Origin of the sequence: Tsukamurella sp. TY48, from assembly GCF_019656655.1 — a bacterium.
GTDB lineage: Bacteria > Actinomycetota > Actinomycetes > Mycobacteriales > Mycobacteriaceae > Tsukamurella > Tsukamurella strandjordii.
The window spans coordinates 529,176-556,156 of sequence record NZ_BPMV01000002.1 but is presented as its reverse complement, the minus strand read 5'-3'; the positions used below and the strand labels follow the sequence as shown (position 1 = coordinate 556,156).

Here is a 26,981-nt window from a genome sequence, read left to right as displayed (position 1 = left end):
GCTTCGTCCACCGTACGTACCGGTGGCTGCATAGGGTGAGCTATGCCACATTCGCCGGTCGATTGACGATCGGCTCTCAGTGGTGCACAGTGGAGACTACCTCGTTCGCTAAGCGAGCGCTTAGTCAGCATCGTAGTCATTACCCAGGAGGATGCAATGCCCGAAGCCGTCATCGTCGCCACCGCGCGGTCTCCGATCGGCCGTGCCGGGAAGGGGTCGCTCAAAGACGTCCGCCCGGATGATCTCTCGGTGCAGATGGTGCGCGCGGCGCTGGCCAAGGTGCCCGAGCTCGACCCGCGCGAGATCGAGGACGTGCTCTTCGGCTGCGGCCAGCCCGCCGGTGAGTCGGGCTTCAACATCGCTCGCGCCGTCGCGGTCGAGGCGGGACTCGACCACGCGCCCGGCGTCACGGTGAACCGCTACTGCAGCTCCAGCCTCCAGACCACCCGCATGGCCTTCCACGCCATCAAGGCCGGGGAGGGCGAGGTCTTCCTCTCCGGTGGCGTCGAAACCGTGAGCCGCTACGTCAAGGGCAACGCCGACGGCCTTCCGGACACCAAGAATCCGATCTTCGCCGACGCCGAGGCGCGCACCGCGAAGTTCGCCGAGGGCGGCCAGACCTGGGCCGATCCGCGGGACTCGGGCCTGCTGCCCGACCTGTACATCGCGATGGGCCAGACCGCCGAGAACGTGGCGCAGTTCAAGAACGTCAGCCGCCACGATCAGGACGAGTGGGGTGTCCGTAGCCAGAACCGCGCGGAGATCGCCCTCGCCGCGGGCTTCTGGGACAAGGACATCACTCCGGTCACGCTCGCCGACGGCACCGTCGTCAGCAAGGACGACGGTCCGCGTGCCGGCGTCACCTACGAGGCCGTCAGCCAGCTCAAGCCGGTCTTCCGGCCCGACGGAACCGTGACCGCCGGCAACTGCTGCCCGCTCAACGACGGTGCCGCGGCCGTGGTGATCATGTCCGACACCAAGGCGAAGGCCCTCGGCCTCACCCCGCTCGCCCGGATCGTGTCCACCGGTGTCACGGGCCTCTCGCCCGAGATCATGGGACTCGGCCCGGTCGAGGCCTCCAAGCAGGCGCTCGCCCGCGCCGGCATGTCCATTGGCGACATCGACCTCATGGAGGTCAACGAGGCCTTCGCGGCCCAGGTGATCCCCTCGGTGCGCGATCTCGGGATCGACGCCGACAAGGTCAACGTCAACGGCGGCGCGATCGCCATCGGCCACCCGTTCGGAATGACCGGCGCGCGCATCACCAGCACGCTGATCAACTCGCTCGCCTGGCACGACAAGCAGTTTGGCCTCGAGACGATGTGTGTCGGCGGCGGCCAGGGCATGGCCATGATCATCGAGCGGCTCAGCTGATGGCGGGGCGTTTCGACGGCAGGACGGCCATCGTCACCGGCGCCAGCCGGGGCATCGGACTCGCCATCGCGCAGCGGCTCGTGGCCGATGGCGCGAAGGTCGTGATCACCGCGCGCAAGCAGGAGGCGCTCGACGCCGCGGTCACCGAACTCGGTGGTCCGGATGTCGCGATCGCCGTCGCCGGCTCGGGCGACGATCTCGCGCACCAGGACGAGGTGATCGCGACAGCGATCGGGACCTTCGGCAGCGCCGACTTCTTCGTCAACAACACCGGCATCAACCCGGTGTACGGCCCGCTGATGGATCTCGATGTGGCGGCGGCCCGCAAGATCATGGAGGTCAACGTGATGTCCACGTTGTCCTGGGTGCAGAAGGTCAACGCGGCGTGGCAGCGGGAGCACGGTGGCGCGATCGTCAACGTGGCCTCCGTGGCGGGTCTGCGGCCCGCGCCGGGCATCGCGTTCTACGGCGTCTCCAAGGCGGCGGTCATCCACCTCACTGAGGAGCTGGCGGTCGAGCTGGGCCCGGACATCCGGGTCAACGCAGTCGCCCCCGCAGTGGTGAAGACCCGCTTCGCGACCGCACTGTACGAGGGGCGTGAGGAGGAGGTCGCATCGGCCTATCCGCTCAAGCGGTTGGGGGTGCCCGAGGACATCGGGTCGGTCGTGGCCTTCCTGCTGTCCGACGACGCCGCGTGGATGACGGGCCAGACCCTCACCATCGACGGCGGCGTCCTGCTCACCGGAGGAGTCTGATCCCATGACCGGCTTCGACCCCCGCAACGCCGGGGTGGTGGTGACCGGTTCGGGCGCGGGTATCGGCGCGGCACTCGCGAGCGCGCTCGCCGCGGACGGTGCCCGCGTGGTGGTGGCCGACCTGGACGCCGAGGGTGTGACCCGCACCGTCGACGCGATCACCGCGGCCGGCGGCACCGCCTACCCGGCGCCCGGTGATGCCGCCTCCGAGGCCGGCGTCGCGGCGCTGGTCGCGACGGCGCGCGAGCGGCTCGGCGCGATCGACGCCTGGTTCGCCAACGCCGGCGTCGATCGCGGCAGGGGAATCGAAGCGTCCGAGGCGGATTGGGACCTGTCCTGGCAGGTGAACGTCATGGCGCACGTGCGCGCGGCACGCCTGCTGGTCCCCGACTGGGCGGCGGCGGGCCGGGGCCGATTCGTGGTCACCGCATCGGCCGCCGGTCTGCTCACGATGCTCGACGCTCCCGCCTACTCCGTCACCAAACACGGGGCCGTGGCCTTCGCCGAATGGCTCTCGGCCACGTATCGGCACCGGGGCGTGGTGGTCCAGGCCATCTGCCCGCAGGGCGTGCAGACCCGGATGCTCGACGATTCCGGCCCGCTCAAGGACCTGCTCTCCCGCGACACCGCGCTCACCGCGGAGCAGGTCGCCGAGCAGACGGTGGCGGCCCTCGCGGGCGACGAACTGCTGATCCTGCCGCACCCCGAGGTGCGCGACTACTACCAGGCCCGCGCGGCCGCCCCCGATCGGTGGCTCGCCGGGATGAACAAGATCCAGCAGCGGCTGGAACAGAAGGAGGGCCGGTGATGAGGGCCTGGCAGGTACCGGAACTGGGCGAACCCGCGGCGGTACTGCGTGCGGTGGATCTCGAGGTCCCCACCCCGGGGCCCGGACAGGTCACCGTGCGCACGCTGGCCACGGCGGCGAACTTCCCGGACGTGCTCATGTGTCGCGGGCTCTATCAGATCAAACCCGATCTGCCCTTCACCCCGGGCGTGGAACTGTGCGGCGAGATCGTCACCGTCGGTGAGGGAGTCGACGGCTTCGCCGTGGGCGACCGGGTGCTGGGCGGCGTCGCGCTGCCGCACGGGGGCTTCGCCGAATACGCCGTGATGAACGCCGCCGAGACCTTCCCGGCACCGTCCTCGCTCGACGACGCCCAGGCCTCCTCCCTGTTCATCGGCTACCAGACCGGGTGGTTCGGCCTGCACCGCCGGGCTCAGCTGAAGGCGGGGGAGACCCTGCTCGTGCACGCCGCCGCGGGCGGGGTGGGCAGCGCCGCGATCCAACTCGGCAAAGCCGCCGGCGCCACGGTGATCGGCGTGGTCGGCGGACCCGCGAAGGCCGAGGTGGCCCGCGCGCTCGGCGCCGATGTGGTGATCGACCGGCACACCGAGGACTTCGTCGAGGTGGTCAAGGCGCAGACCGGCGGTCGCGGCGCCGATGTCGTGTACGACCCGGTGGGCGGTGAGACCTACAAGCGGTCCACCAAGTGCATCGCCTTCGAAGGGCGCATCCTGGTGGTCGGCTTCGCCGGCGGCACCATCCAGGAGGTGGCGCTCAACCACGCGCTCATCAAGAACTACTCCATCGTGGGACTGCACTGGGGCCTGTACAACCGGTTCGACCCCGCCGCCGTGCGCGCCTGCCACGCCGACCTGACGGCGCTCGCCGATGCCGGCAAGGTGGCCCCGCTGGTCAGTGAGCGACTGTCCTTCGACGAGGTGCCGGACGGCCTGCAGCGCCTCGCCGACGGCAGCACCGTGGGCCGCGTCGTCTACCAGGCCGACCGGTGAGCCGCGCGGTGGACGCGGTGCTCTTCGACTACGGCGGGGTGCTCACCACGCCGATGGGTGAGAGCATCCGCGCCTGGATCGCCGACGAGGACATCGATCCCGCCGTGTTCACCGCCACCCTCAAGGCCTGGCTCGGCCGCGATGCCGCCGAGGGGAGCCCGATCCACCGGCTGGAGACCGGGGACCTGCCCGAGGAGGAGTTCGATGCGCTCTTCGCCGCGGCGCTGCGCACCCGCGACGGAGGGCCCGTCAACCCCGACGGCGTGCTCCGCCGCATGTTCGCCCGCGTCGCCGCCGATCCCGCGATGTGGCGTCTGGCCGAGGATCTTCGTGCGGCGGGAGTCGCGGTGGGTGTGGTCTCCAACAGCTGGGGCAGCGGGAACCTGTACGACCGCGATCGGCTCGCGGAGCTGTTCGGCGCGGTGATCATCTCGGAGGAGGTGGGCCTGCGGAAGCCGGACCCCGCCATCTTCGAACTCGCGCTCGGCCGGCTGGGCGTGCCGCCCGGCCGCGCGGCCTTCCTCGACGACGCCGTCCCCAACGTCGACGGCGCGGCCGCCCTCGGGCTGCACGCCGTGCACCACACCGACGCCCGCACCACCCGCGAGGCCCTGGCCGCCCTGATCCCGGGTCTCGCAACCGAACCCACATCCGAGAAGGAGAACGCATGACCACCCAACGTGTTGCCATTGTGACCGGTGCCGCCCGCGGCATCGGCGCCGAGGTCGCCCGCCGGCTCGCCTCCGACGGCCACAAGGTGGCCGTCCTCGACCTCGACGAAGCGGCCTGCGCGACGGTCGCCGCGGAGATCACCGCCGCCGGTGGACAGGCGCTCGGCGTCGGCGTCGATGTGGCCGACGAGGAGAAGGTCGCCGCCGCGGTGACCCGCGTGGCCGAGGAACTCGGCGCCCCGACGATCCTGGTGAACAACGCCGGCATCCTGCGCGACAACCTGCTGTTCAAGATGTCCGTCTCGGACTGGGACCAGGTGATGGCGGTGCACCTGCGCGGCGCCTTCCTCATGTCGCGCGAGGTGCAGAAGTACCAGACCAAGGAGGGCTGGGGCCGCATCATCAACCTCTCGTCCACCTCCGCGCTCGGCAACCGCGGCCAGGCGAACTACTCCGCCGCCAAGGCGGGCATGCAGGGCTTCACCAAGACCCTCGCCTTCGAACTGGGCAAGTTCGGCGTCACCGCGAACGCGATCGCCCCCGGCTTCATCGCCACGGACATGACGGCCGCCACCGCGGAGCGGATCGGCGTCGCCTTCGAGGACTTCAAGACCGCCGCGGCCAAGGAGATCCCCGTGCAGCGGGTCGGTGAGCCCGCCGACATCGCGCACACCGCCAGCTTCTTCGCCAGCGAGGGAGCCGGATTCGTCTCCGGTCAGGTGATCTACGTGGCCGGCGGGCCCAAGGACTAGGCGCGGGACTGAGGAGCGAAGACATGGAGATCCTGAACGGACCGGACGAACTGCAGGCCGCTGTCGGACGCCACCTCGGCTACTCCGACTGGGTCACCGTCGACCAACAGCGGATCGACCTGTTCGCCGAGGCGACCGGCGATCACCAGTGGATCCACGTCGACCCCGAACGCGCGGCCGCCGGCCCGTTCGGATCGACCATCGCGCACGGCTACCTCACCCTCTCGCTCATCCCGATGCTGGTGTGGCAGGTGTACGAGGTACGCGGCGCGAAGATGGGCGTGAACTACGGCAGCAACAAGGTGCGCTTCCCGCAGCCGGTGCCGGTCGGATCGCGGTTGCGCGCCGGAGTCGAACTGGTCTCCGTTGCCGAGGGCGGCGGTGGCTACCAGGTGGTCACCCGCGTCACCGTGGAACGCGAGGGCGGCGATAAGCCCGCCTGCGTGGCCGAGACCGTATCGGTGGTGGTCTTCTGATGGCGGAGCAGCACCCCGGACTCGATCTCGACGTCCTCGGCACCTGGCTGCCGCAGCACGTCGACGGCGCCGGATCGGATCTCACCGCGGAACTCATCGCGGGCGGCAAATCCAATCTCACGTACCGCATCTCGGACGGGACATCGAACTGGATCCTGCGCCGCCCGCCGGTGGGCAAGCTCCTCGCCACCGCGCACGACATGGGCCGCGAGTACACGATGATGTCCGCCCTCGCGGGCACCGGCGTGCCGCTCCCGGTGATGTACGCCTTCTGCGACGACCCCGATGTGCTCGGCGCGCCGTTCTACATCATGAGCGAGATCGACGGCGTGCCCTACCGCCGCGCGTCCGAGCTCGAGGCGCTGGGACCCGAGCGCACCCGGGCGATCTCGGAGCGCCTGATCGACACCCTCGTGGTGCTGCACAGCGTCGACCCCGCGACCGTGGGCCTGTCCGACTACGGGCGGCCCGAGGGCTTCCTGGGCCGTCAGGTGGAGCGCTGGAACAAGCAGTTCGCCGCCGCCCACACCCGGGACCTGCCGAAAGTGGACCAGCTCTACCGGGCGCTCAAGGCGCGGGTACCGGCCGATGCGAAACCCGGCATCGTGCACGGCGATTACCGTCTCGACAACGTCCTGGTCGACCCGCAGGACCGCCCCGCCGCCGTCGTCGACTGGGAGCTCGCCACCATCGGCGACTCACTGACCGACCTCGCGCTCATGGTGGTCTACGGACGCCTGGCGAAGGTCTCCCGCGAGACCGTCGCCGATGTCACGGAAGCCCCGGGCTTCCTCACCGAACAGGAGATCATCGACCGGTACGCGGCCCGGAGCGACCGCGATCTGGGCGATTTCGGTTTCTACCTCGCACTCGCCGCCTTCAAACTGGCCGGCATCGTCGAGGGCATCCACTACCGCTACGTGAACGGGCAGACCGTGGGCGCGGGCTTCGCCGAGGCCGGCGACGCCGTGAACCCGCTGCTCGACGCGGGCCTGCAAGCACTCGAGGAGAACTGACATGGAATTCGGCTACGACGCCAAGACACAGGAGCTGATCGCCGAGGTCACCTCCTTCATGGAGAGCCACGTGTACCCGGCGGAGGAGACCTTCCACCGCCAGCTCGGTGAGCTCGACAACCGGTGGGCCTGGGACAGCGTCCCGATTCTGCAGGAGCTGCGCGCCGAGGCCCGCAGCCGCGGGTTCTGGAACTTCTTCCTGCCCGGCGAGGGCGGCGCCGGCCTGACCAATCTCCAGTACGCGCCGATCGCCGAGATCTCCGGGCGCGCGCTGCATCTGGCGCCCGCCGTCTTCAACTGTGCCGCGCCCGATACCGGCAACATGGAGGTCCTCAACGAGTTCGGCACCGCGGAGCAGAAGCAGCAGTGGCTCACCCCGCTGCTCGACGGCTCCATCCGTTCCGCTTTCGCGATGACCGAACCCGATGTGGCCAGCTCGGACGCCACCAACATCGGCTTGTCGATCGTGCGCGACGGCGACGAGTACGTGATCAACGGCCGTAAGTGGTGGATCACGGGCGCCATGAACCCGAACTGCAAGATCTTCATCGTGATGGGCAAGACCGCCCCCGATGCCGAGCGGCACCGGCAGCAGTCGCAGATCCTGGTGCCGCGCGACACCCCGGGCCTCGAAGTGCTCCGCGGCATGCAGGTATTCGGCTACGAGGACAACAACCACGGTGGCCACGCCGAGATGCGCTTCACCGACGTGCGGGTGCCGGTGAGCAACCTGATCGGCGAGGAGGGCGGCGGTTTCGCCGTCGCGCAGGCCCGTCTCGGGCCCGGCCGCATCCACCACTGCATGCGCTCGATCGGTGTGGCGGAGCGCGCCGTGGAGCTCATGTGCGATCGCGTCTCCAGCCGCACCGCCTTCGGCAAGCCGCTCTCCGAGCAGGGTGTGATCCGCGACTGGATCGCCGAATCGCGGGTGCGGATCGAGCAGCTGCGACTGCTGGTTCTCAAAACCGCGTGGCTCATGGACACCGTGGGTAACCGCGGCGCGCACACCGAGATCCAGGCGATCAAGATCGCGACTCCGCAGACCGTGCAGTGGATCCTGGACAAGGCCATTCAGGCGCACGGCGCCGGTGGGCTCTCGCAGGACTTCACCCTGGCCGAGTACTACGCCGGCATCCGCACCCTCCGGTTCGCCGACGGGCCCGACGAGGTGCACAAGAACTCGCTCGCGCGCGCCGAGCTGAAGAAGCGGGCGGCGGCGAAGTGACCGCGCCGGGCGCGGAGGACCTGGCACAGCGGATCGAGGACTTCCTCGCGGCGCACCCGCCGGCCACGACGGACCCGCTGGAATTCCTCCGCGCCCGGTACGACGCCGGACTGGCGTGGGTGGCCTACCCGGAGGGACGCGGCGGTCTGGGCCTGTCCCGCTCCCTGCAGCGGGCCGTGGATGCGCAGTTCGCCGCGGCCGGGGCACCCGACAACCGCAGCCACGTGAACGGCATCGGGCTCGGTATGGCGGCGCCCACGATCCTGTCCTTCGGGACGGCGCAGCAGATCGATCGCTTCCTGCGCCCGCTGTGGACCGGCGAGGAGATCTGGTGCCAGCTGTTCAGCGAGCCGGGCGCCGGCTCCGACCTCGCGGGCCTCGCCACGCGCGCGGTGCGCGACGGTGACGACTGGGTGGTCACGGGCCAGAAGGTGTGGACCTCGGGCGCGCACAACGCGCAGTGGGCGATCCTGGTGGCCCGCACCGATCCGGATCAGCCGAAGCACAAGGGGCTCACCTACTTCCTGTGCGACATGTCCGATCCGGGGATCGATGTGCGCCCGCTACGGCAGATCACCGGCGAGGCCGAGTTCAACGAGGTCTTCCTCACCGGCGTGCGAATCCCCGACGCACACCGCCTGGGGGAGGTGGGCCAGGGCTGGCAGGTGGCGAACGCCACGCTCAACAACGAGCGGGTCGCGATCGGCGGCCGGGCCGCGCAGCGCGAGGAGGGCATGATCGGTGTGGTCGCGACCACCTGGCGCGAGCGCTCCGATCTGCGCACACCGGACCTGCACGACGACCTGCTGCGCCTGTGGGTCGACAGCGAGGTCGCCCGCGTCACGGCGCTGCGGCTCGGCCAGAAGCTCGCCTCGGGCCAGCCGGGCCCCGAGGGCGCGGCGATGAAGCTCTCGTTCGCGCGGCTCAACCAGAAGCTCTCCGGGCTCGAGTTGGAGCTGCTCGGCGAAGACGGCCTGCGCTACGGCGATTGGACGATGGTGCGGCCCGACCGAGTGGACTTCTACGGCCGCGACGCCGGGTACCGCTACCTGCGGGCCAAGGGCAACTCGATCGAGGGCGGTACCTCCGAGATCCTCAAGAACATCGTGGCGGAGCGGGTCCTGGGCCTACCACCGGAGCACCGCGTCGATAAGGACCTGCCGTGGAAGGACGTGCCCAAATGAGCTTCACCCCCGATCTTCTGCTGACCGATGTCGAGGAGGACCTGCGCTCGGCGGTCCGCGATCTGCTCGAGCGGCGCAGCGCACCGTCGCACCTGATCGCCGCCTACGACGGTGCCCCCGTGCCCGGGATCGACGCCGAGCTCGCCGCGATGGGCGTGGCCGGGCTGCTCGTCCCGGAGCGGCTCGGCGGGGCCGACGCCGGAGTCGCCGTCGCCGGCGTGGTGGCCGAAGAGCTGGGGGCTGCGGCGGCATCGTCGTCGTTCCTCACCTCCGCAGGGATCGCGACCACCGTGGCGCTCGCCGCGGGCGCGGACGACCTGGTCGAGCGGCTCGCCTCCGGTGCGACCACCGCGGCTCTGGTCGTGCCCTTCTCCGTCGACCCGCACGGCCCGCTCACGGGTGGTCCGGCGGCCGGCGGGGCGCTCACGGGCACCGTCCGCTCGGTGGCGGGCGCGATCGGGGCCGACGTCCTGCTGGCCCTGGGCGACGATGGTGCGCTGTACGCCCTCGATGCCGCGCGGGCCCGCGTGGATCCGGTGTCCTCGCTGGACATGACCCGTCAGGTCGCGGACGTGACCTTCGACGGTGCCGCCGGCACGGTCCTCGCCGCCGATGGCACCGCCGCCGTGCGGGCGGGCCTGCTGACCGGTGCGGCGCTGCTCGCCGCCGAACAGGCGGGCGCGGCGCGGTGGTGCGTGGCGACCACGGTCGGGTATCTCAAGGAGCGCAAGCAGTTCGGACGCGTCGTGGGCGGCTTCCAGGCGATCAAGCACCGGCTCGCCGAGCTGTACGCCGATGCGGAATCCGCAGCAGCGGTGGCGCGGTCGGCCACCGTCACACTCGGCGAACTGGGCCCCGCGGACCCGGAGAGCGCGATCGCGATCGCCGTCGCCGCCGCCTACTGTTCGGACCTCGCCGTGCGGGCCGCCGAGGAGTCGGTGCAGCTGCACGGCGGCATCGGGATGACCTGGGAGCACCCCGCACACCTGTACCTCAAGCGCGCCAAGGCCGATCAGATCGGTCTCGGCATTCCCGGGCGGCATCGCGCCGCCCTCGCCACCCTGGTCGACCTTCCGGCCTGACCACGTCACCCCGTCAGGAGCAGCACATGGTTCACACTGTCACCGGCGAGGTTGCGGCCGCCGACCTGGGCGTCACCCTGATGCACGAGCACGTCTTCGTGCTCACCCCGGACATCCAGCAGAACTATCCCGACGACTTCGGCGACGAGAACGCGCGGATCGACGATGCGGTCGCCCAGCTCCAGAAGGCGTACGACGCGGGGGTGCGCACCATCGTCGATCCCACAGTGGTGGGCCTCGGCCGCTACATCCCCCGGATCCGGGCCATCGCGGAACGCACCCCGGTGCGGATCGTCGCGGCGACCGGCGTGTACACCTACCGCGACGTGCCGAGGTACTTCCTGTACCGAGGCCCGGCCCTCACCGCGATGACCGGCGTCGAATTCCCGGATCCGATGGTGGACATGTTCGTCCGCGACATCACCGAGGGCATCGGCGGCACCGGGGTGAAGGCGGGCATGCTCAAATGCGCGATCGATCACCACGGCCTCACCGACGGCGTCGAGCGCGTGATGCGGGCCGTCGCCGCGGCGCACCGCACGACCGGTGTGCCGATCACGGTGCACACCCATCCCGGGTCGGAGACCGGACTGCTGGTCAAGCGGGTGATGTGCGACGAGGAGGGCGTGGATCCGGCGCGGATCGTGCTGGGCCACAGCGGTGATTCGACCGATGTCGACCACCTCGCGGCACTCGCCGACGCCGGCTTCACCCTCGGCTTCGACCGCTTCGGCATCAATCTGGAGACCACCTTCGAGGCGCGCAACGACACCCTGATCGAGATGGTGCGCCGCGGCTACGCCGAGAAGATCGTGCTCTCGCAGGACGCCTCCTGCTACATCGACTGGATCGATCCGAACGTCAAAGCCGCTCTCACGCAGTGGCACTACACGCACATCTTCGACGATGTCTTCCCGTACGTCCTCGAGCGCGGCGTCACCCGGGAGCAGATCGACACCATGCTGGTGGACGTCCCGCGGCGCGTGTTGGCGGGGGAGTAGCCGGCCTCAGATCCGCTCGTGGAGGAAGGCGATCGCGTCGTCGATCGTGCGGTCCTTGTCGAGTTCGTTGAAGATCTCGTGGCGCGCACCGGGGTAGGTGCGCTCCGCGTGGTCCGTGGGACGGATCTCCGCCCAGCCCGCGGCCGAGTCCTCGTACCGCACGATCGGATCGTCGGTCCCATGCAGCCACAGCGCGGGCACGGGGAGAGGACCACCCGCGGAGATCGCGCGCAGAGCGCGGTCCATCGCCGCCACCGTGGGCTTCTTGAACGGACCGTGCCACACCAGCGGGTCCGCGGAGTACGCGCGGCCCACCTCCGGGTCGCGGGAGAGGGCTTCGGGATCGAGCGGGACATCGGGGATCTCGTCGAGCGCCAGCATCGACGAGACGAGAGCGGCCGGGCCGATCAGCGGACCCGACAGGACCACCGCGCGCAGGCCGCTGCCGAACCGCTGGGCGTACCTCGCCGCGATCAGGCCGCCCATGGAGTGCCCGATCAGCGTGACTGGGAGCGACGGATGTTCGCGGCGAGCCAGTTCTTCCGCCAGGTGCACGTCGTCGACCACGGCGTCGAAATCCTCGATGAGAACACGCTCTCCCGCGGAGCGACCGTGCCCGATGTGGTCGACGGCGTAGAGCACGGCACCGTCGGCCGTGAGCCGCGAGGCGAGGTGGTCGTAGCGGCGGGAGTGCTCGCCGTAGCCGTGCGTGAGCAGCACCACGTACCGCGGATCGCCGGGCGGTGACCAGCGGTGGCCGACGATCGGGCCGCCGTGCCCGGGCAGTGTGAAGTCGGCATCGGGTTCGGTCGTCATGCGGCGAGGGTAACGGCGCGTGCGCCGTTGCGGGGGCGATTTGGTCGTTTGCAAACCTTCTGACCTGCGTAAGCGTTTGCTTAGCAAATTCGCGGAATCGGTTGACACGAACGTCAACGTCAATCATTCTATGTGTCGGGGGTCACATTCTCTTACATCCGGGAGTCTCATGTCAGACACGTCATCGACCGCGCTCGACGAGCGCGACCGTCGCCGATCGCATCGCAAGCTGCTGACCGCGGGCCTGGTGGGCAGTTCCATCGAGTGGTACGACTTCTTCGTCTACGGCACCGCCGCGGCGCTCGTCTTCCCGAAGGTCTTCTTCCCGAACGCCTCGCCCCTCGTCGCGACGCTCGCGGCGTTCAGTACGTTCTCGATCGGCTTCATCGCGCGCCCGCTCGGCGGCATCCTCGCCGGCCACTACGGGGACAAGCTGGGCCGCAAGCCCATGGTGCTGCTGTGCCTGATCGCGATGGGCGTGGCCACGTTCCTGATCGGCTGCCTGCCCTCGGCGAACGTGGCGGGCATGGCCACCGTGGCCCCGGTCCTGCTGATCACGCTCCGCTTCGTGCAGGGCCTCGCCTGCGGCGGTCAGTGGGGCGGAATCGTCCTGCTGCTCACCGAATCCGCGGGCCCCAAACGCCGTGGCTTCGCCGGGACCTTCGGGCAGATGGGCGTGCCGCTCGGTCTGGTGCTGGGCAACCTGATGATGATCGTGGTCAGCTACGCGATGCCCAACGACGCCTTCCTCAGCTGGGGCTGGCGAATCCCGTTCTGGGCCAGCGCCGCCCTCATCCCTGTGGTCCTGTACATCCACCTCAAGGTGGAGGACTCGCCCGAGTTCCGGCAGCTCAAGGCCGAGGTCGAGGCCAAGCGGGGCGATCAGGCCCAGGTGGCCGCCGCTCCGCTGTCCGAGGCCGTGCGCAAGCACTGGCGCAAGATCCTGCTGGGCGCGGGCCTGCTCGCCGGCACCAACTCCGCGTTCTACGTCTCCATCGCCGGATTCCTCAGCTACGGAACGCAGAAGCCGGCCGAAGGCGGCCTCGGCATGGACCGCAACACCGTACTCACCTCGATCCTGGTCACGTCCATCGTGATGCCCCTGGTGATCATGTGGGCCGGTGCCAACTCCGATCGGGTGGGGCGCCGGCCGCTGGTCCTGCTGGGAGGTGGCGTGCTGATCCTCTGGGCCTTCCCGTTCTTCCTACTGGCCAATACCGCGTCCGGCACCATGCTGGTGATCGCCATGCTGATCTCCAGCGCCGGGCAGGCCCTCACGTACGGACCGCTCGCCGCGTTCATGGCCGAGCTCTTCGAGCCCCGGGTCCGGTACTCCGGCGCCTCGCTGGCGTACCAACTCGCCGCCGTCGCGGTCTCCGGCGTGGCGCCGCTCCTGATGACCTGGATCATCGCGGAGACGGGCTCCACCTGGGGAGTCTCGCTCTACCTCGCCGCGATGGGCCTGGTCACCCTCCTGAGCGCCTGGTTCCTCCCGGAGACCAATCCGGCCGCCGTGCGCGAAGACCCCACCGCGGTCCCCGGCGTACCGGCCACGGTATGACCGACCGCCGGCGTCCTTGAAGCCGAGCCCGGAGCCGAGCAGACTCGTGAGCGTGACGATCAGCGAATCGCAGGAGCGGGCCCGGGCCTCGCGCAAGGACGCCGGCGGAACCCGCCGCGCGGAACTGCTGCAGGCGGCGGCGGAGTGCTTCGACGATCTGGGCTACTCCGCCACCACCGTCGAACTCATCGCCGCACGCGCCCAGACCTCCCGGCCCACCTTCTACGCCTACTTCCGGTCCAAGGACGAGATCCTGCTCGCGGTCCTGGACCGGGTGGGCGCCGAACTGGAGGCCACCCAGTTCCTGGACGGCATGGACACCATGGAACCCCGCGAGGTGATCGCGGCCACGATGCGCGCCTACGCCGATGCCGTCTTCGCCAACGGCGGGCTCGTGGCACTCTTCGATGCGATGGCAGCGGTCCGCGAGGATGTCGCGGAGCTCTGGGACCGCCTCATGCGGCGGACGCACCGGCGGTACACCAATTACCTGGCCTCGCTGGACCCGGCCGCGGTCGATCTCTGCATCGAACCCGCGGCCCTGGTGCAGATCCTCAACGACACCATCCACCACGGCGCCAAACGCGTGGCCCGCGGCAACGCGGCCGAGCGCGAGCGCTTCATCGCGGACCAGATCCGCATCACCGAACGACTGGTCGGCTTCACGTAGGTCGACCCGACCGAACAGGAGTCCGCCATGACGGGTACCGCCGTCGACCTCGCCACCGCACTCGACGCCGCCGCGGAGGAGGTCCGCGCGCTGCGCGAGCGGAACTGGCCGCCGCAGGTGCCGCGCACCGTCGAGTATCCGGCCGGTACGCCCGCGGTGGTCGAACACCTCCGGCACTGGGCGCGGCATCGCCCCGACACCGTCGCCATCTCCTTCTACGGGCGCGACGTGACCTATGCCGAGTACGACGAACTCTCCGACCGCTTCGCCGGATTCCTTCTCGCGCAGGGTGTCCGACCCGCAGATGGTGTGGGCGTGTACCTCGGGAACTGTCCGCAGTTCGCGATCGCCATGCTCGGCATCCTCAAGATCGGGGCCGTGCACGTCCCCGTCAACCCGCTGCTCAAGGGGCACGAACTGCGCCACGAGCTCGAGGACGCCGGAGTCGCAGTGGTGCTGGCCCAGACCGACCTGCTCGACCTCGTCGAATCCGTCCGCGCGGATACGGGAGTGCGCACCGTGCTCGCCACCGCGCTGGGCGACATGATCGCCGATCCGGGGGAGCTGCCCGTGCCCTTCCCGACGGCGCCGGACTCCCGTAGCGATTGGCACCGCGTGCTCACCGCAGATCGGGCGCCCGAGCGTCCCTCCGACCCCGACGCGCTCGCCGCCCTCAACTACACCGGCGGCACCACCGGCCTCCCCAAGGGCTGTGAACACACCCAGCGGCACATGGCCTACACCGCGGCCACCGCCACCCTCGGCGGTGGCGCGAAGGTGGGCTCGGCGGAGTCGGTCGGGCTCAACTTCCTGCCCGTGTTCTGGATCGCCGGAGAGGATTTCGGCATTCTCAAGCCGCTCGTCAACGGCCAGACGGTGGTCCTCATGACCCGATGGGACCCGGCCTGTGCCGCGATGCTCATCGCACGACATGCGATCACCGACACCGTGGCCACCGTGGACAACTACGTCGAGCTGATGGACCTGCCCGGCATCGACGGGGCGGACCTGGCGAGCATCCGTCATCCGCTCGCGGTCTCCTTCGTGCTCAAGCTGACTCCCGAGGTCCGCCGCCGCTGGCGCGATCTCACCGGCGGTACGCTCCGCGAGGCCTCGTACGGGATGACCGAGACGCACACCGCCGACACCTTCACCCTCGGCTTCCAGGACGGCGACCGGGACCTCACCGCCGACCCGGTGTTCTGCGGGCTCCCGGTGCCCGGCACCGACATCCTCATCGTGGACGGCGCGGGCGCTCCGGTCCCGGTGGGCGAGACCGGCGAGATCGTGGTGCGGAGCGAGTCGATCCTGCTCGGATACCACCGGCGGCCCGATGCGACCGCCGAGACCATCCGCCACGGCTGGCTGCACACCGGCGACGTGGGCAAGCTGGACGAATGGGGCGCGGTGCACTACCTCGCCCGTACCAAGGAGATGATCAAGGTGAACGGCATGTCGGTGTTCCCCTCCGAGGTGGAGGCGCTGCTGAAGCGGCACCCCGCCGTATCGGCGGTCTCGGTGGTGCCGCGACCCGATCCGCGGCGCGGGCAGATCCCGCTCGCCTTCGTGGTGGCGGGCGGGCCGGTGGACACCGTCGAACTCGCCGACTGGTCGCGCGAGAACATGGCGGCGTACAAGGTGCCGGACTTCGTTCTCGTCGACGCCCTTCCGATGACCGCCACCGGGAAGGTGCGCAAGGGCGAACTGTTCGAACGCGCCGCGCGCTTCGCGGCCGAAGGGGAGTCGAAGTGAAACTGCTCATCGCCAACCGCGGCGAGATCGCGCTGCGCATCATCCGTACCGCGCGCGAACTGGGGATACCGACCGTCGCCGTGTACGCCGCGGACGACGCCGACACCCCGCACGTCGCGGCGGCCGACACCGCCGTCGCGCTCGCCGGCAACGGCCCCTCGGCCTACCTGGACCAGGCGGCGGTCCTCGCCGCCGCAGCGGAATCCGGCGCCGACACCGTGCACCCCGGCTACGGGTTCCTCGCCGAGAACGCCGACTTCGCCGCCGCCTGCGCCGCCGCCGGACTGGTCTTCGTCGGCCCGGAACCGGCGGTCTTGCGGACCTTCGGCGACAAGGCCGCCGCACGCGAGGCCGCCGTCGACGCCGGAGTCCCGGTGCCCGGAGCCACCACGGGAGGCGCCGACCTGGAGACGGTCCGGGCCTTCGCCGCCGCCCACCCCGGTGGCGTGATGATCAAGGCACTGGCCGGCGGTGGCGGACGGGGCATGCGCGCGGTTCCCGCGGGCGGCGACCTCGCCGCCGCCTATCGCGCCTGCGTGTCCGAGGCCGAACTCGGCTTCGGCGACGGTCGGGTGTTCGCCGAGGAACTCCGCACGGGCGCCCGGCACATCGAGGTTCAGGTGGTGGGGGACGGCACCGCAGCCATCGCCGTGGGCGACCGCGACTGCAGTGTGCAGCGCCGCAACCAGAAACTCATCGAGTTGGCTCCGGCACCCGCTCTCACGCAGGACCGGCGCGCCGAGATCCACGCGGCGGCGGCCCGCCTGTGCGCCGCCGTCGGATACCGCGGACTGGCCACCGTCGAATTCCTGGTGGACGACCACGGCGCGCTGTTCCTGGAGGTGAACCCGCGGATCCAGGTGGAGCACACCGTGACCGAGGAGGTGACCGGCATCGATCTGGTGGCCGTCCAGCTCCAGCTCGCCGAGGGCGCGCCGCTCGATGCGCTCGGGCTGCCCGACGGCGTGCGGTGCAGCGACGGTGCGCTGACCGGGACGCCCGCCGCCGCCACGGGCGCCGCGGTCCAGGTCCGGGTGAACCTGGAGACCCCGCTCGCCGACGGCACCGTGCTCCCCACCGCGGGCGTCCTCGACGGATACACCCCGCCGACCGGCCCGGGCGTCCGGGTCGACGGCTACGGCCGCCCCGGGCTCGCGATCTCGGCGCGGTACGATTCCCTGCTCGCGAAAGTCATCGTCCGCGCCGCCACCACCGCCCGCGCCCTCGCGAAGGCCGAAGCGGCGCTGGGGGAGTTCGTGATCGACGGCCCCGGCACCAACATCGCTCTGCTGCGCGCCGTCCTCACCGATCCCGAGTTCCGATCGGGTCCGGTGGACACCGGCTACCTCGGGCGCCGCCTCGGCGACCTCGTGCCCGAGGCCCCGTCGCCCGCGCCCACGCCGGCCGGAAACGATGCGCTCGGCGGCGACGTGCTGACCGCCACGCTGACCGGCACCGTCGTGGCCGTGCCCGAACCCGGTCGGACGGCGGAGCCCGGTACGCCACTGGTCGTGCTGGAGGCCATGAAGATGGAGCACGAGCAGGCCCTCGACAGACCGGTCGTCGTCGACGAGGTGCTGGTGCGCCCCGGCCAGACGGTGGCCGCGGGTACGCCGCTGCTCACCTACACCGCCGCCGGCGTGGACACCCGCGGCGGATCCGGCAGCGCGGCCGAAGATCTCGATCGCCCTCGAGCCGATCTGGGCGAGGTCGCGGAACGGCACACCGTCACGCGGGACGCCGGCCGCCCCGGGGCAGTCGCCAAGCGGCACCGGATCGGCCGGCGGACGGCCCGGGAGAACATCGCCGACCTCGTGGACGAGGGCTCCTTCACCGAGTACGGCGCACTGGTCCTGCCCGCGCAGCGCGCCCGCAGGTCCGAAGAGGACCTGATCGCCACCGGTCCGGCGGACGGATTGGTCGGCGGGCTGGCCACCGTCGGCGGGCGGGAGACGATGGTGATCTCCTACGACTACACGGTGATGGCGGGGACGCAGGGCTGGCGTAACCACGCGAAGACCGATCGCCTCCTCGAGATCGCGCGGCGCCGAAGGGTGCCCGTGATCCTGTTCGCGGAGGGCGGCGGAGGGCGCCCCGGCGACACCGACTTCGACATCGTCGCCGGACTCGACGTTCCCACCTTCCGCTCCATGGGCGCGCTCCGCGGCGAGGTGCCGTTGATCGGCATCGTCTCCGGCCGGTGCTTCGCGGGCAATGCCGCGCTCGCGGGGATCTGCGATGTGCTGATCGCGACGCCGGACGCCAACATCGGCATGGGCGGGCCGGCGATGATCTCGGGCGGCGGGCTCGGTGACTTCCCGCCCGAGGCCATCGGTCCGATCGACGTGCAGCGGCGCACCGGGGTGGTCCACGTGGCCGCTGACGACGAACAACACGCCGTCGCGGTGGCCCGGCGGTGCCTCGGCTACTTCTCCGGGCCCGCCGACGACTGGACCGCCCCCGACCCGCGCCGCGCTCGGCACGCCGTGCCCGAGAACCGGCTTCGCGCCTACGACGTGCGCGAGGCGATCGCGGCGGTGGTGGACGAGGGCTCGATCACCGAGCTGCGCCGCGACTACGGGGTCGGTGTGGTCACGGCGCTGGTGCGGGTGGAGGGGAACCCCATCGCGCTCATCGCCAACAGCACCCGGCATCTCGGCGGCGCGATCGACGCCGAGGCCGCCGACAAACTGGCCGACTTCCTGGAGTTGGCGCAGGCGCATGGCCTACCAGTGGTATCGCTGTGCGATACACCCGGTTTCATGGTGGGGCCCGAGGCGGAGGAGCAGGCCACGGTCCGGCGGTTCTCCCGGTTGTTCGTGGTGGGCGCGCGGCTCACCGTGCCCGTCGGGGCCGTCGTGCTGCGCAAGGGCTACGGCCTCGGCGCGATGGCGATGACCGGTGGGTCCTTCCACGCGCCCCAGTTCACGGTGGCGTGGCCCACCGGCGAGATCGGCGGGATGGGACTCGAGGGCGCAGTGCGGCTGGGATTCAGTAAGGAGCTCGCCGCCGCGCCCGACGAGGCCGCGCGCGCCGAGCTGTTCGATCAGCTGCTGTCCCTGGCGTACCAGCGCGGGCGGGCCCTGCACGCCGCCACCACCTTCGAACTCGACGACGTGATCGACCCCGCCGACACCCGGGCATGGATCCGCACCCTCGCCCGCTGAGCGAGGGCGCGGATCCGCGCACCGTCAACGGATGCGGCGGTACAGGCCCTCCAGTGCGGCAACCAGGACCACCGCGATCACCACGTGCATCAGCGAGAGGGTGACTGTGGACGGACCGTCGAAATCGGCGGACAGCGTCCCGGCGATGGTGCCGAGCGCCGCGGCGGCGCCGATCACCTCGGCCACCCGCAGGACTGGTGCCCACAGCAGGGACAACAGAACGGCGGCGGTCATGCCGACGGCGAGGGGCGCCACCGTCATCAGGATCACGCCGCCCGGTGCGACCGAGGCGCGCACACCTTCGGGGTCGGTCATGGTGAAGTCGCCACCGGCGGCGAGACCGACGAGCCACAGCACCAGATTGGCGAGGAGGGATGCCGCGACCGCGCCGACGACGACCGTCGTGCGGGTGAGTCGAATAGTGGGCGCGGCGGACGTCGTGGGGGAGTGAACGGTCATGAGGGGCTCCTCGGAGTCGAATTTCTGGAACGACTCCATTGCACAACCGTAACCATTGTTGAGGTCAAGGGGCGCGCTCAGAGCGCGTCGAGGCCCGCCTGCGAGGCGATCACGGCCGCCTGCACCCGCGACTGCACACCGAGCTTCATGAGCACCCGCGAGACATGGGTCTTCACCGTCGCCTCGCCGATCTCCAGGCGTCGCGCGATCTGATGATTCGACAGTCCCGCGCCGAGGCCGGCGAGCACATCGCGCTCGCGATCGGTGAGCACCGACAGGTCGGTCTGCGCCGGGGCGGACGCCGACGGCAGCGACGTGATCACGGTGCGCGTGACCTTCGGGTCCAGGACCGCGTCGCCCTCGGCCACCGCCTGCACCCCACGGATCAGTTCGTCGCCGCCCGCGGACTTGAGCAGGAATCCGCTCGCGCCCGCAGCGAGTGCACCCAGCACGTAATCGTCGAGGTCGAAGGTCGTGAGAACGAGGACCGCCGAATCCGTTTCCGCCACCACCTGCGCGGTCGCGGCGATCCCGTCGACCCGCGGCATCCGCACGTCCATGATCACCACGTCCGGGCGCAGCGCCTTCGCCTGCCGCAGGGCGGCGGCACCGTCGGCAGCCTCACCGATCACCTGGACCTCTCCGGAGGATTCGAGCAGCAGCCGCAGGCCGGCCCGGATGGCGGCGTGATCGTCGGCCAGGACCACGGTGACCGTCACGGCGCCGACACCCGCATCGGAATCCGCGCCCGCACCACCCAATCCCGTCCCTGCGGACCGGCCGAGGCCACACCGCCGATCGACTCGGCGCGGAAGGCCATGTTCTGCAGGCCGTTCCCGGCACCGGTGGCCACACCGGCGGGCAGGGGATTACTGGCGGTCACGATGAGTTCGGCTCCGTCGATGGTCAGGGTAATGTCGAGCGGGGCGCCCGGCGCGTGCTTGGTGGCGTTGGCGATGACCTCGCCCAGAATACGGGTGGTGGTGGCCTCCACCGCGATCGGCAATTCCGCATCGCCCGGCCCGCGCAGCGTCACCGTGCCGCCGGCGGCCTCGGCGATGTCGATCAGCGGATCGAGCGAGGCGAGGGTGGTGCGCACTGCCGCATCGTCGGGCGAGGTGAGCAGGTTGATCGTGGACCGCATCTCCTCGAGCGCGGCCAGGCTCCCCGCCCGGATCGTCTGCAGCACAGCGGCATCACCGGGGGAGCGCTGCGCCGCATCGGCCAGGATCGCGACCGCCGACAGGTGACCGGCCACCGTGTCGTGCAGCTCGCGGGCCAGCCTCCGGCGTTCCTCGGCGAGCGCCGCGGCGCGCCGGGATTCGCTCTCGGCGCGTTCGAGATGGGCGAGCCTGCGATAAGCGCGGACGGCCCGGGCGTAGCCGATCGGCGACCACGTGACGGCCAGCATCACCAGGGTGGCGTACACCCCGCCCTTGACGCCCCCATGCACCGTGGCGACGACGGCCGCCACCACCGTGAGCAGCAGCGACACCCAGGCCACCACATCGGCCAGCCGCCGGCTGCCCAGCGCGGTGGCCAGGTAGATGACATCGGAGAAGGCGATCCACAGCGCGACCGACGGTCCGAAGGGCAGGTCCCACGCGATCAGCGCGAGCATCAGACCGAAGCCGAGTGCGGGGCGATCGCGGGCCAGCACCTGGATGGCGAACGCGGCGCAGAGCAGCCCGAACTTCACCTGCCACGGGTACATGTCCTCGTTGGCCGAGTTCAGCGACCAGCCGCCCGCGATCCACAGCAGGACCCCGACCACCAGCACACCGAGGGCCGAGACGCCGGCGAACTCCGACGTCCGCGGGATCCTGTCGGCGGCCATGCCTTCATTGCAGCACATGTGCCGCTCCGCGGGGTCCCCCGAACGACGGATGCACGAATCCTCCATAGGTGGACGACATCGGCGCCCCGATGCGTCACCCTGGAATCATGAGCGAGTTGAACAATCCCGTCCTCTGGACGATCGCCGCGTGCGAGATCGGCTTCTGGGTGCTCGTACTCGGCGGCCTCGCGCTGCGCTACATCGCCCGGGCGAAGAAGGCCGGCGGCATCGTGCTCGCGCTGGTCCCGGTGCTCGACGTGGTCCTCATCATCGCCGTCGCCATCGACCTCTACCGCGGGGGCGAGGTGGGCCTGGGGCACCGGCTCGCCGGAATCTACCTGGGCTGCACCATCATGTTCGGGCACCGGATGATCGCCTGGGCCGATGCGAAGTTCGCGCACCGCTTCGCCGGCGGCCCCGAACCGTACAAGGTGCCCAAGTACGGACCCGAGCGCACCCGCAAGGAGTGGTCCGACTTCTACCGCTGGCTCGGAGCCGTGGCCATCGCCGCCGCCGTCACCGGACTGCTCAGCGTGACCGTGGCCGACGACACCCAGCGCGAGCAACTCTTCAGCGTCTTCGGCGGGCTCGGCGTGGTCACCGTGATCTGGCTGCTCACCGGGCCGCTCTGGGTGTCCGGCCGCAGCGAACCCGCCAACCGCTGAGCGCTACCGTCGCGGCCAGTGCGCGGCGACGCGAAGAATCTCGAACTCGAGCATCTCCGCGCCGTACTCCCAGGTCTCATCGCAGGCATCGCACGAACAGCGCGGGTAGTGCACCTCGTGGTCGGGGCCGAACCGGGCACCGGCCGAGGGGTAATCAGTGAGCAGGACCACGACCCGGTCGCCCACCACCGGGCCGATCGCCACGTGCCGGACCGTCGCGTTGCGGTAGTCACTCCCGGGGCCGAGATCGGTGACGGTCACATCGTAGGTCCGCACCAGGTGGTCGATCAGCGCGTTCGCGATCGTGTGCAACGGGGCGAAGCGGCCGAGGTTGCTCTCGCGCGAGTAGCTCTCTGGCGGCGGCCCGTCGTCGAAGTTCCACCGGTCGCCGTAGGGGATCGGCACACCGGCATCGTCGACGAACGACGGCGCGGTGATCTGCGGGCGGATGTACACCGGGGCGACCGTACGCGCGGTACGCCGCACCCGCCAACGAAAAACGCTCCCCTCCGCGCGGCGGAGGGGAGCGTTCGTTCTTCCGAAGAGCTAGTCCAGGTAGTCCCGGAGCACCTGCGAGCGCGACGGATGCCGCAGCTTGCTCATCGTTTTCGACTCGATCTGGCGGATGCGCTCGCGCGTGACGCCGTAGACCTGGCCGATCTCGTCGAGCGTGCGCGGCTGACCGTCGGTGAGGCCGAACCGCAGGCGGACCACGCCCGCCTCACGCTCGGACAGGGTGTCCAGCACCGACTGCAGCTGATCCTGCAGCAGGGTGAACGACACCGCGTCCACGGCCACCACGGCCTCGGAGTCCTCGATGAAGTCGCCGAGCTGGCTGTCGCCCTCGTCGCCGATGGTCTGGTCCAGCGAGATCGGCTCACGCGCGTACTGCTGGATCTCCAGCACCTTCTCCGGCGTGATGTCCATCTCCTTGGCCAGCTCCTCCGGCGTGGGCTCGCGGCCCAGGTCCTGGAGCAGCTCGCGCTGGATGCGGCCGAGCTTGTTGATGACCTCCACCATGTGCACCGGGATGCGGATGGTGCGGGCCTGATCGGCCATTGCGCGGGTGATCGCCTGACGGATCCACCAGGTGGCGTACGTGGAGAACTTGTAGCCCTTGGTGTAGTCGAACTTCTCGACCGCGCGGATCAGGCCGAGGTTGCCCTCCTGGATCAGGTCCAGGAAGGCCATGCCGCGGCCGGTGTAGCGCTTGGCCAGCGAGACCACGAGGCGGAGGTTGGCCTCCAGCAGGTGGTTCTTGGCGCGGTTGCCGTCGCGGGCGATCCAGTTCATATCGCGCCGGATGCCGATGGCGGGCTTCTCGCCGCGCTCCACCCAGCGGTTGATCATCTGCTCGGCGAACAGGCCGGCCTCGATCCGCTTGGCGAGCTCGACCTCCTCCTCCGCGTTGAGCAGCGCGACCTTGCCGATCTGCTTGAGGTAGGCGCGCACCGAGTCGGCCGAGGCGGTGAGCTCGGCGTCCTTGCGGGCCTGCCGCAGGGCCTCGGACTCCTCCTCGTCCCACACGAAGTCGCCGGAGGCCTTGTCCTGCTCGGACGGCTCCTCGTCCTCCGCGTCCGCCGGGGCGGGCTTGGTGACGGCGCTCTTCGCCTTGGAATCGGCCGACTCGTCCGGGGTGTCGTCCGGGTCGATCGCGACGTCCTCGTCGGAGAGCTCGGTGGGATCGGGATCGCCGTCGAGCTCGACCTCTTCCTCGTCGATCGCGCCGTCCTCGGGATTGGCCGCCGAAGCGTCCTTCTTGCCCGCGGCCTTCTTCGCCGTGCGCTTCGCCGGTGCCTTCTTGGCCGGTGCCTTCTTGGCCGCGGCCTTGGCGGGAGCCTTCTTGGCGGCGGCCTTCTTGGCCGGTGCCTTCTTCGCTGCCGCCTTCTTCGCGGGTGCCTTCTTGGCGGTGGTCTTCTTGGCGGGGGTCGCCGCCGAGGTGGCCGAACCGTCCGCGCCGTCTTCCGACTGCGCGCTGGAGCTGGTCTGCGTCGCTGCCACTTACGCCCTTTCCTGCTGTCCGTTCGTCCACCGGTGAACGCTCATCGGGCGCAGCGAAACCGCCGTTCCCGACGGTGCGGGCGAGGTGGCGGCTGAGGCGTCCGGGGAGCGACGAGGTCCGGCTTGTGGTCCGGCGTGTCGATGCCGGGAGCTCCATTGTAACGATTCAGTGGAGACGCCCGCGATCACCTGCGCCTCACGGCCCGAAATCGCCGCAAACCGGGCGCGCGCTACGACGGTTGCGCCGCCATCGCCGCACCGACGATGCCCGCGGTGTTCAGCAGCGCGGCGGGCACCACCGGCGATGCCACATCGAGCATCGGGATCCACTTCTCGGCCTTCCGGCTGATCCCGCCACCGACCACGATCAGATCGGGCCACAGCAATTTCTCGTACTCCCGGAAGACCCGCGAGACCTGCTCGGCCCACTTCTCGTACGACCAGCCCTTGGCGTCCTTCACGGAGCTCGCAGCGCGGTGCTCGGCCTCCTTGCCGTCCACCTCCAGGTGCCCGAACTCCGTGTTCGGCACCAGCGTCCCCTTGTGCAGCAGAGCCGAACCGATCCCGGTGCCCAGGGTGAGGAGCAGCACCACGCCCTCCACATCGCGCCCTGCGCCGTAGCGATCCTCGGCCAGACCGGCCGCGTCGGCGTCGTTGAGCACCGTCACATCGAGGCCCAGCTTCGCCGTGAACAGCGCATCGGCATCGGTCCCGATCCAGCCCGCATCGATGTTCGCGGCGGACCGCACCACGCCGCCCGTGACCACCGCGGGCACCGTGACGCCGACGGGGCCCTTCCACTCGAAGTTGTCGATCACCTGCTGCACGGCCTCCGCGCACGCCTCCGGAGTCGAGGGTTGCGGGGTGAGCACCTTGAAGCGCTCACCGACCAGTTCGCCGGTGTCGAGGTCGACGACGCCGCCCTTGATCCCGCTGCCGCCGATGTCGACGCCGAACCCGTGATTGACAGTCATGCTCTGCTCCCGCTGTGCCGGCCCGCGCCGGGTCGAATACCAGTCCGGGGTCGCCCCCGCGCTGTCAAACTACCGTGGATTGTGGTTCGGTGGAGGACGTGGAACACGACCGGCAGCAGTTGTCCGAGATCGCCGTCACCGTTGCCCGCGAGGCCGCCCAGCGGGTCGCCGCGCGCCGCGCGGAAGTATTCGGAGCCAACGCTTTCGATGCCAGTCCCGAGGACGCGGTCAGCACCAAATCGACGCCCACCGACCCGGTCACCGTGGTGGACACCGAGACCGAGCGGTTCGTGCGGGAGCGGCTGACGCAGCTGCGCCCCGACGATGCGGTGCTCGGCGAGGAGTTCGGCGGCGCGGCGGGGGAGCCCGGCGCCGTGCGGTGGATCGTGGACCCGATCGACGGCACCGTCAACTTCCTGTACGGGATACCGGCCTACGCCGTCTCGCTCGGTGCGCAGGTCGACGGAGTGTCCGTGGCAGGCGCCGTCGCCGACGTGGTGCACGGCACCGTCTACGCGGCGTCGCTCGGCGGGGGAGCCCGGGAGATCCTCGCCGACGGGACGCAGCGCGTCCTGCGCGCGAACCCGATCACCGATCCCGCACTCGCGCTCGTCGCCACCGGCTTCGGCTACGCCCGTGAGCGGCGCGAGCGGCAGGGACAGGTGCTCGCCCGGCTGCTCCCGCAGGTCCGCGACGTGCGACGGATCGGATCGGCGGCACTGGATCTGTGCATGGTGGCCGCGGGCCGCGCCGACGCCCACTACGAACACGGACTGAGCCCCTGGGACTGGGCCGCGGGCTCCCTGATCGCCGCCGAGGCCGGTGCCACCGTGATCGTCCCCGCACCCGACTCGCGCAGCGAGGAGGGCGCTCTCACCGTGGCGGTGGCTCCCGGGATCGCCGACGAGTTCATCGAGATCCTGCGCGCCGCGGGCGGTCTCGACGCCCTCTGACGGGCCCGCTCAGTTGCAGGCGTTTCAGTTGCAGGCGTTGCGGTGCACCGCCGCCACCAGCGCCGGATTCGCGCCGCCGTCGGTGGCTCCCGCCGGTGCCGCGCGCAGGATGCGCAGCACCTCCTGCGCGTCGGTGCTGGGCTCCAGGTCGGTGAAGAACGTGCCGAGTGACAGGTCGACGGTGGCATCGCGCCGGCCGTCGTTGATCAGCTCGGCGCACGGCGCGATCACCCACGCCGCCGCGGCGGCGGCCCGTCCGGAATCGCCGAAGCGCAGCTGCGCCTGGCACTCCATCTGCGAGTACATCGTGTCGTTGCCGTAGGCGCCGGTGGGCGGCGCGCCGAAGCCGTAATCGGCCAGCTTGTTGAGCGTGGTCTCGGCCCGGCCCGACTGCCCCGAAGCGTTGAGCACCCGCACCACGCTCGCGGCCAGCGGTGCCGGCCGCACCGTGATCATGTCGTCCGGCGAGACCACGTCGAAGCGGGCCGGTGCGGCGGGCGCGGGGGACGAGGGACGGGGCTTCCCGGACGCGGCGGCCGACGGCGGCGCCGGCGCGGGGCACGACACCGGCGCGGCCGCGGTCTCTCCGGACGACATGGCGCGCGCCCAGGTCGCGATGGCCACCACGGCCAGGACCGCGATCACGATGAGGAGCGGCAGCGCGCTCCGACGCCGGAACGGCTCGCCCTTGCGGTCGAATCGGCGGCCGGCGCCGGTGAGCTGGGAAACCACGGCCCCGACTGTACGTGAGCGGGCCCGCAGGAGCCGGGAGGCGAGGCCGGGAATCAATCCA

The 26,981-nt window shown here is 70.6% G+C and carries 26 protein-coding genes; 18 read left to right on the top strand and 8 right to left on the bottom strand.

Annotation, left to right across the window (positions count from 1 at the left end; all coding sequences use genetic code 11):
- The first annotated feature begins 156 nt into the window (after positions 1-156).
- The 12 genes from TTY48_RS18505 to TTY48_RS18450 are packed head-to-tail and all read left to right on the top strand — an operon-like array spanning position 157 to position 11,333.
- Entirely contained in the window at positions 157-1,374 is a 1,218-nt protein-coding gene (locus TTY48_RS18505) for an acetyl-CoA C-acetyltransferase (protein ID WP_220659108.1), read from the top strand.
- Positions 1,374-2,129 carry an SDR family oxidoreductase gene (locus TTY48_RS18500; RefSeq protein WP_220659107.1) on the top strand — a complete coding sequence of 252 codons (756 nt, stop codon included), beginning with the start codon at positions 1,374-1,376 and terminating at the stop codon, positions 2,127-2,129. The genes TTY48_RS18505 and TTY48_RS18500 overlap by 1 nt, the downstream gene beginning before the upstream one ends.
- A 4-nt stretch (positions 2,130-2,133) precedes the next feature.
- A complete protein-coding gene (locus TTY48_RS18495; protein WP_220659106.1) occupies positions 2,134-2,937 on the top strand; it encodes an SDR family oxidoreductase in 804 nt (267 codons plus the stop codon).
- A complete protein-coding gene (locus TTY48_RS18490; protein ID WP_220659105.1) occupies positions 2,937-3,926 on the top strand; it encodes an NADPH:quinone oxidoreductase family protein in 990 nt (329 codons plus the stop codon). The genes TTY48_RS18495 and TTY48_RS18490 overlap by 1 nt, the downstream gene beginning before the upstream one ends.
- On the top strand, positions 3,923-4,597 hold the full coding sequence (locus tag TTY48_RS18485) for an HAD family phosphatase (RefSeq protein ID WP_220659104.1): 675 nt from the start codon (positions 3,923-3,925) through the stop codon (positions 4,595-4,597). Before TTY48_RS18490 ends, TTY48_RS18485 begins: the two co-directional genes overlap by 4 nt.
- Positions 4,594-5,349 (top strand): 3-oxoacyl-ACP reductase FabG, encoded by a 756-nt coding sequence (gene fabG, locus TTY48_RS18480; protein WP_220659103.1) that lies wholly within the window; start codon positions 4,594-4,596, stop codon positions 5,347-5,349. The genes TTY48_RS18485 and fabG overlap by 4 nt, the downstream gene beginning before the upstream one ends.
- A 23-nt stretch (positions 5,350-5,372) precedes the next feature.
- Positions 5,373-5,825 carry a MaoC family dehydratase gene (locus tag TTY48_RS18475; protein ID WP_220659102.1) on the top strand — a complete coding sequence of 151 codons (453 nt, stop codon included), beginning with the start codon at positions 5,373-5,375 and terminating at the stop codon, positions 5,823-5,825.
- Positions 5,825-6,841, top strand: a complete 1,017-nt coding sequence (locus tag TTY48_RS18470) for a phosphotransferase family protein (RefSeq protein WP_220659101.1) — start codon at positions 5,825-5,827, stop codon at positions 6,839-6,841. Before TTY48_RS18475 ends, TTY48_RS18470 begins: the two co-directional genes overlap by 1 nt.
- A 1-nt stretch (position 6,842) precedes the next feature.
- Positions 6,843-8,066, top strand: coding sequence for an acyl-CoA dehydrogenase family protein (locus TTY48_RS18465; protein ID WP_220659100.1), 1,224 nt, complete (start codon positions 6,843-6,845; stop codon positions 8,064-8,066).
- Positions 8,063-9,250, top strand: a complete 1,188-nt coding sequence (locus TTY48_RS18460) for an acyl-CoA dehydrogenase family protein (RefSeq protein ID WP_220659099.1) — start codon at positions 8,063-8,065, stop codon at positions 9,248-9,250. The genes TTY48_RS18465 and TTY48_RS18460 overlap by 4 nt, the downstream gene beginning before the upstream one ends.
- Positions 9,247-10,332, top strand: coding sequence for an acyl-CoA dehydrogenase family protein (locus TTY48_RS18455; protein ID WP_220659098.1), 1,086 nt, complete (start codon positions 9,247-9,249; stop codon positions 10,330-10,332). Before TTY48_RS18460 ends, TTY48_RS18455 begins: the two co-directional genes overlap by 4 nt.
- A 26-nt stretch (positions 10,333-10,358) precedes the next feature.
- Positions 10,359-11,333 carry a phosphotriesterase gene (locus TTY48_RS18450; protein WP_220659097.1) on the top strand — a complete coding sequence of 325 codons (975 nt, stop codon included), beginning with the start codon at positions 10,359-10,361 and terminating at the stop codon, positions 11,331-11,333.
- Between the two features lie 6 nt (positions 11,334-11,339).
- Here the strand turns inward: TTY48_RS18450 and TTY48_RS18445 are convergent, their stop codons facing one another.
- Positions 11,340-12,149, bottom strand: a complete 810-nt coding sequence (locus tag TTY48_RS18445; RefSeq protein WP_220659096.1) for an alpha/beta hydrolase — start codon at positions 12,147-12,149, stop codon at positions 11,340-11,342.
- Positions 12,150-12,318: 169 nt separating this feature from the next.
- Here TTY48_RS18445 and TTY48_RS18440 point away from each other — a divergent pair, with 169 nt between their 5' ends.
- The 4 genes from TTY48_RS18440 to TTY48_RS18425 are packed head-to-tail and all read left to right on the top strand — an operon-like array spanning position 12,319 to position 19,299.
- Complete coding sequence (locus tag TTY48_RS18440) at positions 12,319-13,710, top strand: MFS transporter (RefSeq protein ID WP_220659095.1); 1,392 nt, start codon at positions 12,319-12,321, stop codon at positions 13,708-13,710.
- 52 nt (positions 13,711-13,762) lie between these two features.
- Positions 13,763-14,380, top strand: a complete 618-nt coding sequence (locus TTY48_RS18435) for a TetR/AcrR family transcriptional regulator (protein WP_255585817.1) — start codon at positions 13,763-13,765, stop codon at positions 14,378-14,380.
- Between the two features lie 27 nt (positions 14,381-14,407).
- Entirely contained in the window at positions 14,408-16,132 is a 1,725-nt protein-coding gene (locus TTY48_RS18430; RefSeq protein ID WP_220659093.1) for an AMP-binding protein, read from the top strand.
- Complete coding sequence (locus tag TTY48_RS18425) at positions 16,129-19,299, top strand: carboxyl transferase domain-containing protein (protein ID WP_220659092.1); 3,171 nt, start codon at positions 16,129-16,131, stop codon at positions 19,297-19,299. Before TTY48_RS18430 ends, TTY48_RS18425 begins: the two co-directional genes overlap by 4 nt.
- Positions 19,300-19,323: 24 nt before the next feature.
- Here the strand turns inward: TTY48_RS18425 and TTY48_RS18420 are convergent, their stop codons facing one another.
- From TTY48_RS18420 to TTY48_RS18410, 3 genes are all read right to left on the bottom strand, one after another.
- Positions 19,324-19,758, bottom strand: a complete 435-nt coding sequence (locus TTY48_RS18420; RefSeq protein ID WP_220659091.1) for a DUF6069 family protein — start codon at positions 19,756-19,758, stop codon at positions 19,324-19,326.
- Between the two features lie 77 nt (positions 19,759-19,835).
- A complete protein-coding gene (locus TTY48_RS18415) occupies positions 19,836-20,477 on the bottom strand; it encodes a response regulator transcription factor (protein ID WP_220659090.1) in 642 nt (213 codons plus the stop codon).
- On the bottom strand, positions 20,474-21,595 hold the full coding sequence (locus tag TTY48_RS18410; RefSeq protein ID WP_220659089.1) for a sensor histidine kinase: 1,122 nt from the start codon (positions 21,593-21,595) through the stop codon (positions 20,474-20,476). Before TTY48_RS18410 ends, TTY48_RS18415 begins: the two co-directional genes overlap by 4 nt.
- Before the next feature lie 107 nt (positions 21,596-21,702).
- On the opposite strand from TTY48_RS18410, the gene TTY48_RS18405 reads away from it, so the two are divergent.
- Positions 21,703-22,260, top strand: coding sequence for a hypothetical protein (locus TTY48_RS18405; protein ID WP_220659088.1), 558 nt, complete (start codon positions 21,703-21,705; stop codon positions 22,258-22,260).
- Between the two features lie 3 nt (positions 22,261-22,263).
- Here TTY48_RS18405 and TTY48_RS18400 read toward each other — a convergent pair whose 3' ends face one another.
- The 3 genes from TTY48_RS18400 to ppgK all read right to left on the bottom strand — a co-directional run bounded on the left by TTY48_RS18400 (position 22,264) and on the right by ppgK (position 25,235).
- The gene (locus TTY48_RS18400) at positions 22,264-22,716 is read right to left on the bottom strand and encodes a DUF6226 family protein (RefSeq protein ID WP_220659087.1); all 453 of its coding nucleotides are present in this window, start codon (positions 22,714-22,716) and stop codon (positions 22,264-22,266) included.
- A gap of 90 nt (positions 22,717-22,806) precedes the next feature.
- Positions 22,807-24,261 carry an RNA polymerase sigma factor gene (locus tag TTY48_RS18395; RefSeq protein ID WP_220659086.1) on the bottom strand — a complete coding sequence of 485 codons (1,455 nt, stop codon included), beginning with the start codon at positions 24,259-24,261 and terminating at the stop codon, positions 22,807-22,809.
- Positions 24,262-24,491: 230 nt separating this feature from the next.
- Complete coding sequence (ppgK, locus tag TTY48_RS18390; protein ID WP_220659085.1) at positions 24,492-25,235, bottom strand: polyphosphate--glucose phosphotransferase; 744 nt, start codon at positions 25,233-25,235, stop codon at positions 24,492-24,494.
- Positions 25,236-25,324: 89 nt separating this feature from the next.
- Between ppgK and TTY48_RS18385 the strand changes: the two genes are divergently transcribed.
- Positions 25,325-26,188, top strand: coding sequence for an inositol monophosphatase family protein (locus tag TTY48_RS18385; RefSeq protein ID WP_220659084.1), 864 nt, complete (start codon positions 25,325-25,327; stop codon positions 26,186-26,188).
- A gap of 24 nt (positions 26,189-26,212) precedes the next feature.
- On the opposite strand, the gene cei is transcribed toward TTY48_RS18385, so the two are convergent.
- A complete protein-coding gene (cei, locus tag TTY48_RS18380; RefSeq protein WP_220659083.1) occupies positions 26,213-26,920 on the bottom strand; it encodes an envelope integrity protein Cei in 708 nt (235 codons plus the stop codon).
- Positions 26,921-26,981 lie beyond the last annotated feature (61 nt).

Coding starts and splice junctions, on each gene's coding strand:
- TTY48_RS18490 (WP_220659105.1), top strand. CDS start 2,937: ATGAGGGCCTGGCAGGTACCGGAACTGGGCGAACCCGCGGCGGTACTG.
- TTY48_RS18465 (WP_220659100.1), top strand. CDS start 6,843: ATGGAATTCGGCTACGACGCCAAGACACAGGAGCTGATCGCCGAGGTC.
- TTY48_RS18450 (WP_220659097.1), top strand. CDS start 10,359: ATGGTTCACACTGTCACCGGCGAGGTTGCGGCCGCCGACCTGGGCGTC.
- TTY48_RS18420 (WP_220659091.1), bottom strand. CDS start 19,758: ATGACCGTTCACTCCCCCACGACGTCCGCCGCGCCCACTATTCGACTC.
- TTY48_RS18440 (WP_220659095.1), top strand. CDS start 12,319: ATGTCAGACACGTCATCGACCGCGCTCGACGAGCGCGACCGTCGCCGA.
- TTY48_RS18505 (WP_220659108.1), top strand. CDS start 157: ATGCCCGAAGCCGTCATCGTCGCCACCGCGCGGTCTCCGATCGGCCGT.
- TTY48_RS18475 (WP_220659102.1), top strand. CDS start 5,373: ATGGAGATCCTGAACGGACCGGACGAACTGCAGGCCGCTGTCGGACGC.
- TTY48_RS18445 (WP_220659096.1), bottom strand. CDS start 12,149: ATGACGACCGAACCCGATGCCGACTTCACACTGCCCGGGCACGGCGGC.
- TTY48_RS18410 (WP_220659089.1), bottom strand. CDS start 21,595: ATGGCCGCCGACAGGATCCCGCGGACGTCGGAGTTCGCCGGCGTCTCG.
- TTY48_RS18405 (WP_220659088.1), top strand. CDS start 21,703: ATGAGCGAGTTGAACAATCCCGTCCTCTGGACGATCGCCGCGTGCGAG.
- ppgK (WP_220659085.1), bottom strand. CDS start 25,235: ATGACTGTCAATCACGGGTTCGGCGTCGACATCGGCGGCAGCGGGATC.
- TTY48_RS18470 (WP_220659101.1), top strand. CDS start 5,825: ATGGCGGAGCAGCACCCCGGACTCGATCTCGACGTCCTCGGCACCTGG.
- fabG (WP_220659103.1), top strand. CDS start 4,594: ATGACCACCCAACGTGTTGCCATTGTGACCGGTGCCGCCCGCGGCATC.
- TTY48_RS18495 (WP_220659106.1), top strand. CDS start 2,134: ATGACCGGCTTCGACCCCCGCAACGCCGGGGTGGTGGTGACCGGTTCG.
- TTY48_RS18455 (WP_220659098.1), top strand. CDS start 9,247: ATGAGCTTCACCCCCGATCTTCTGCTGACCGATGTCGAGGAGGACCTG.
- TTY48_RS18430 (WP_220659093.1), top strand. CDS start 14,408: ATGACGGGTACCGCCGTCGACCTCGCCACCGCACTCGACGCCGCCGCG.
- TTY48_RS18500 (WP_220659107.1), top strand. CDS start 1,374: ATGGCGGGGCGTTTCGACGGCAGGACGGCCATCGTCACCGGCGCCAGC.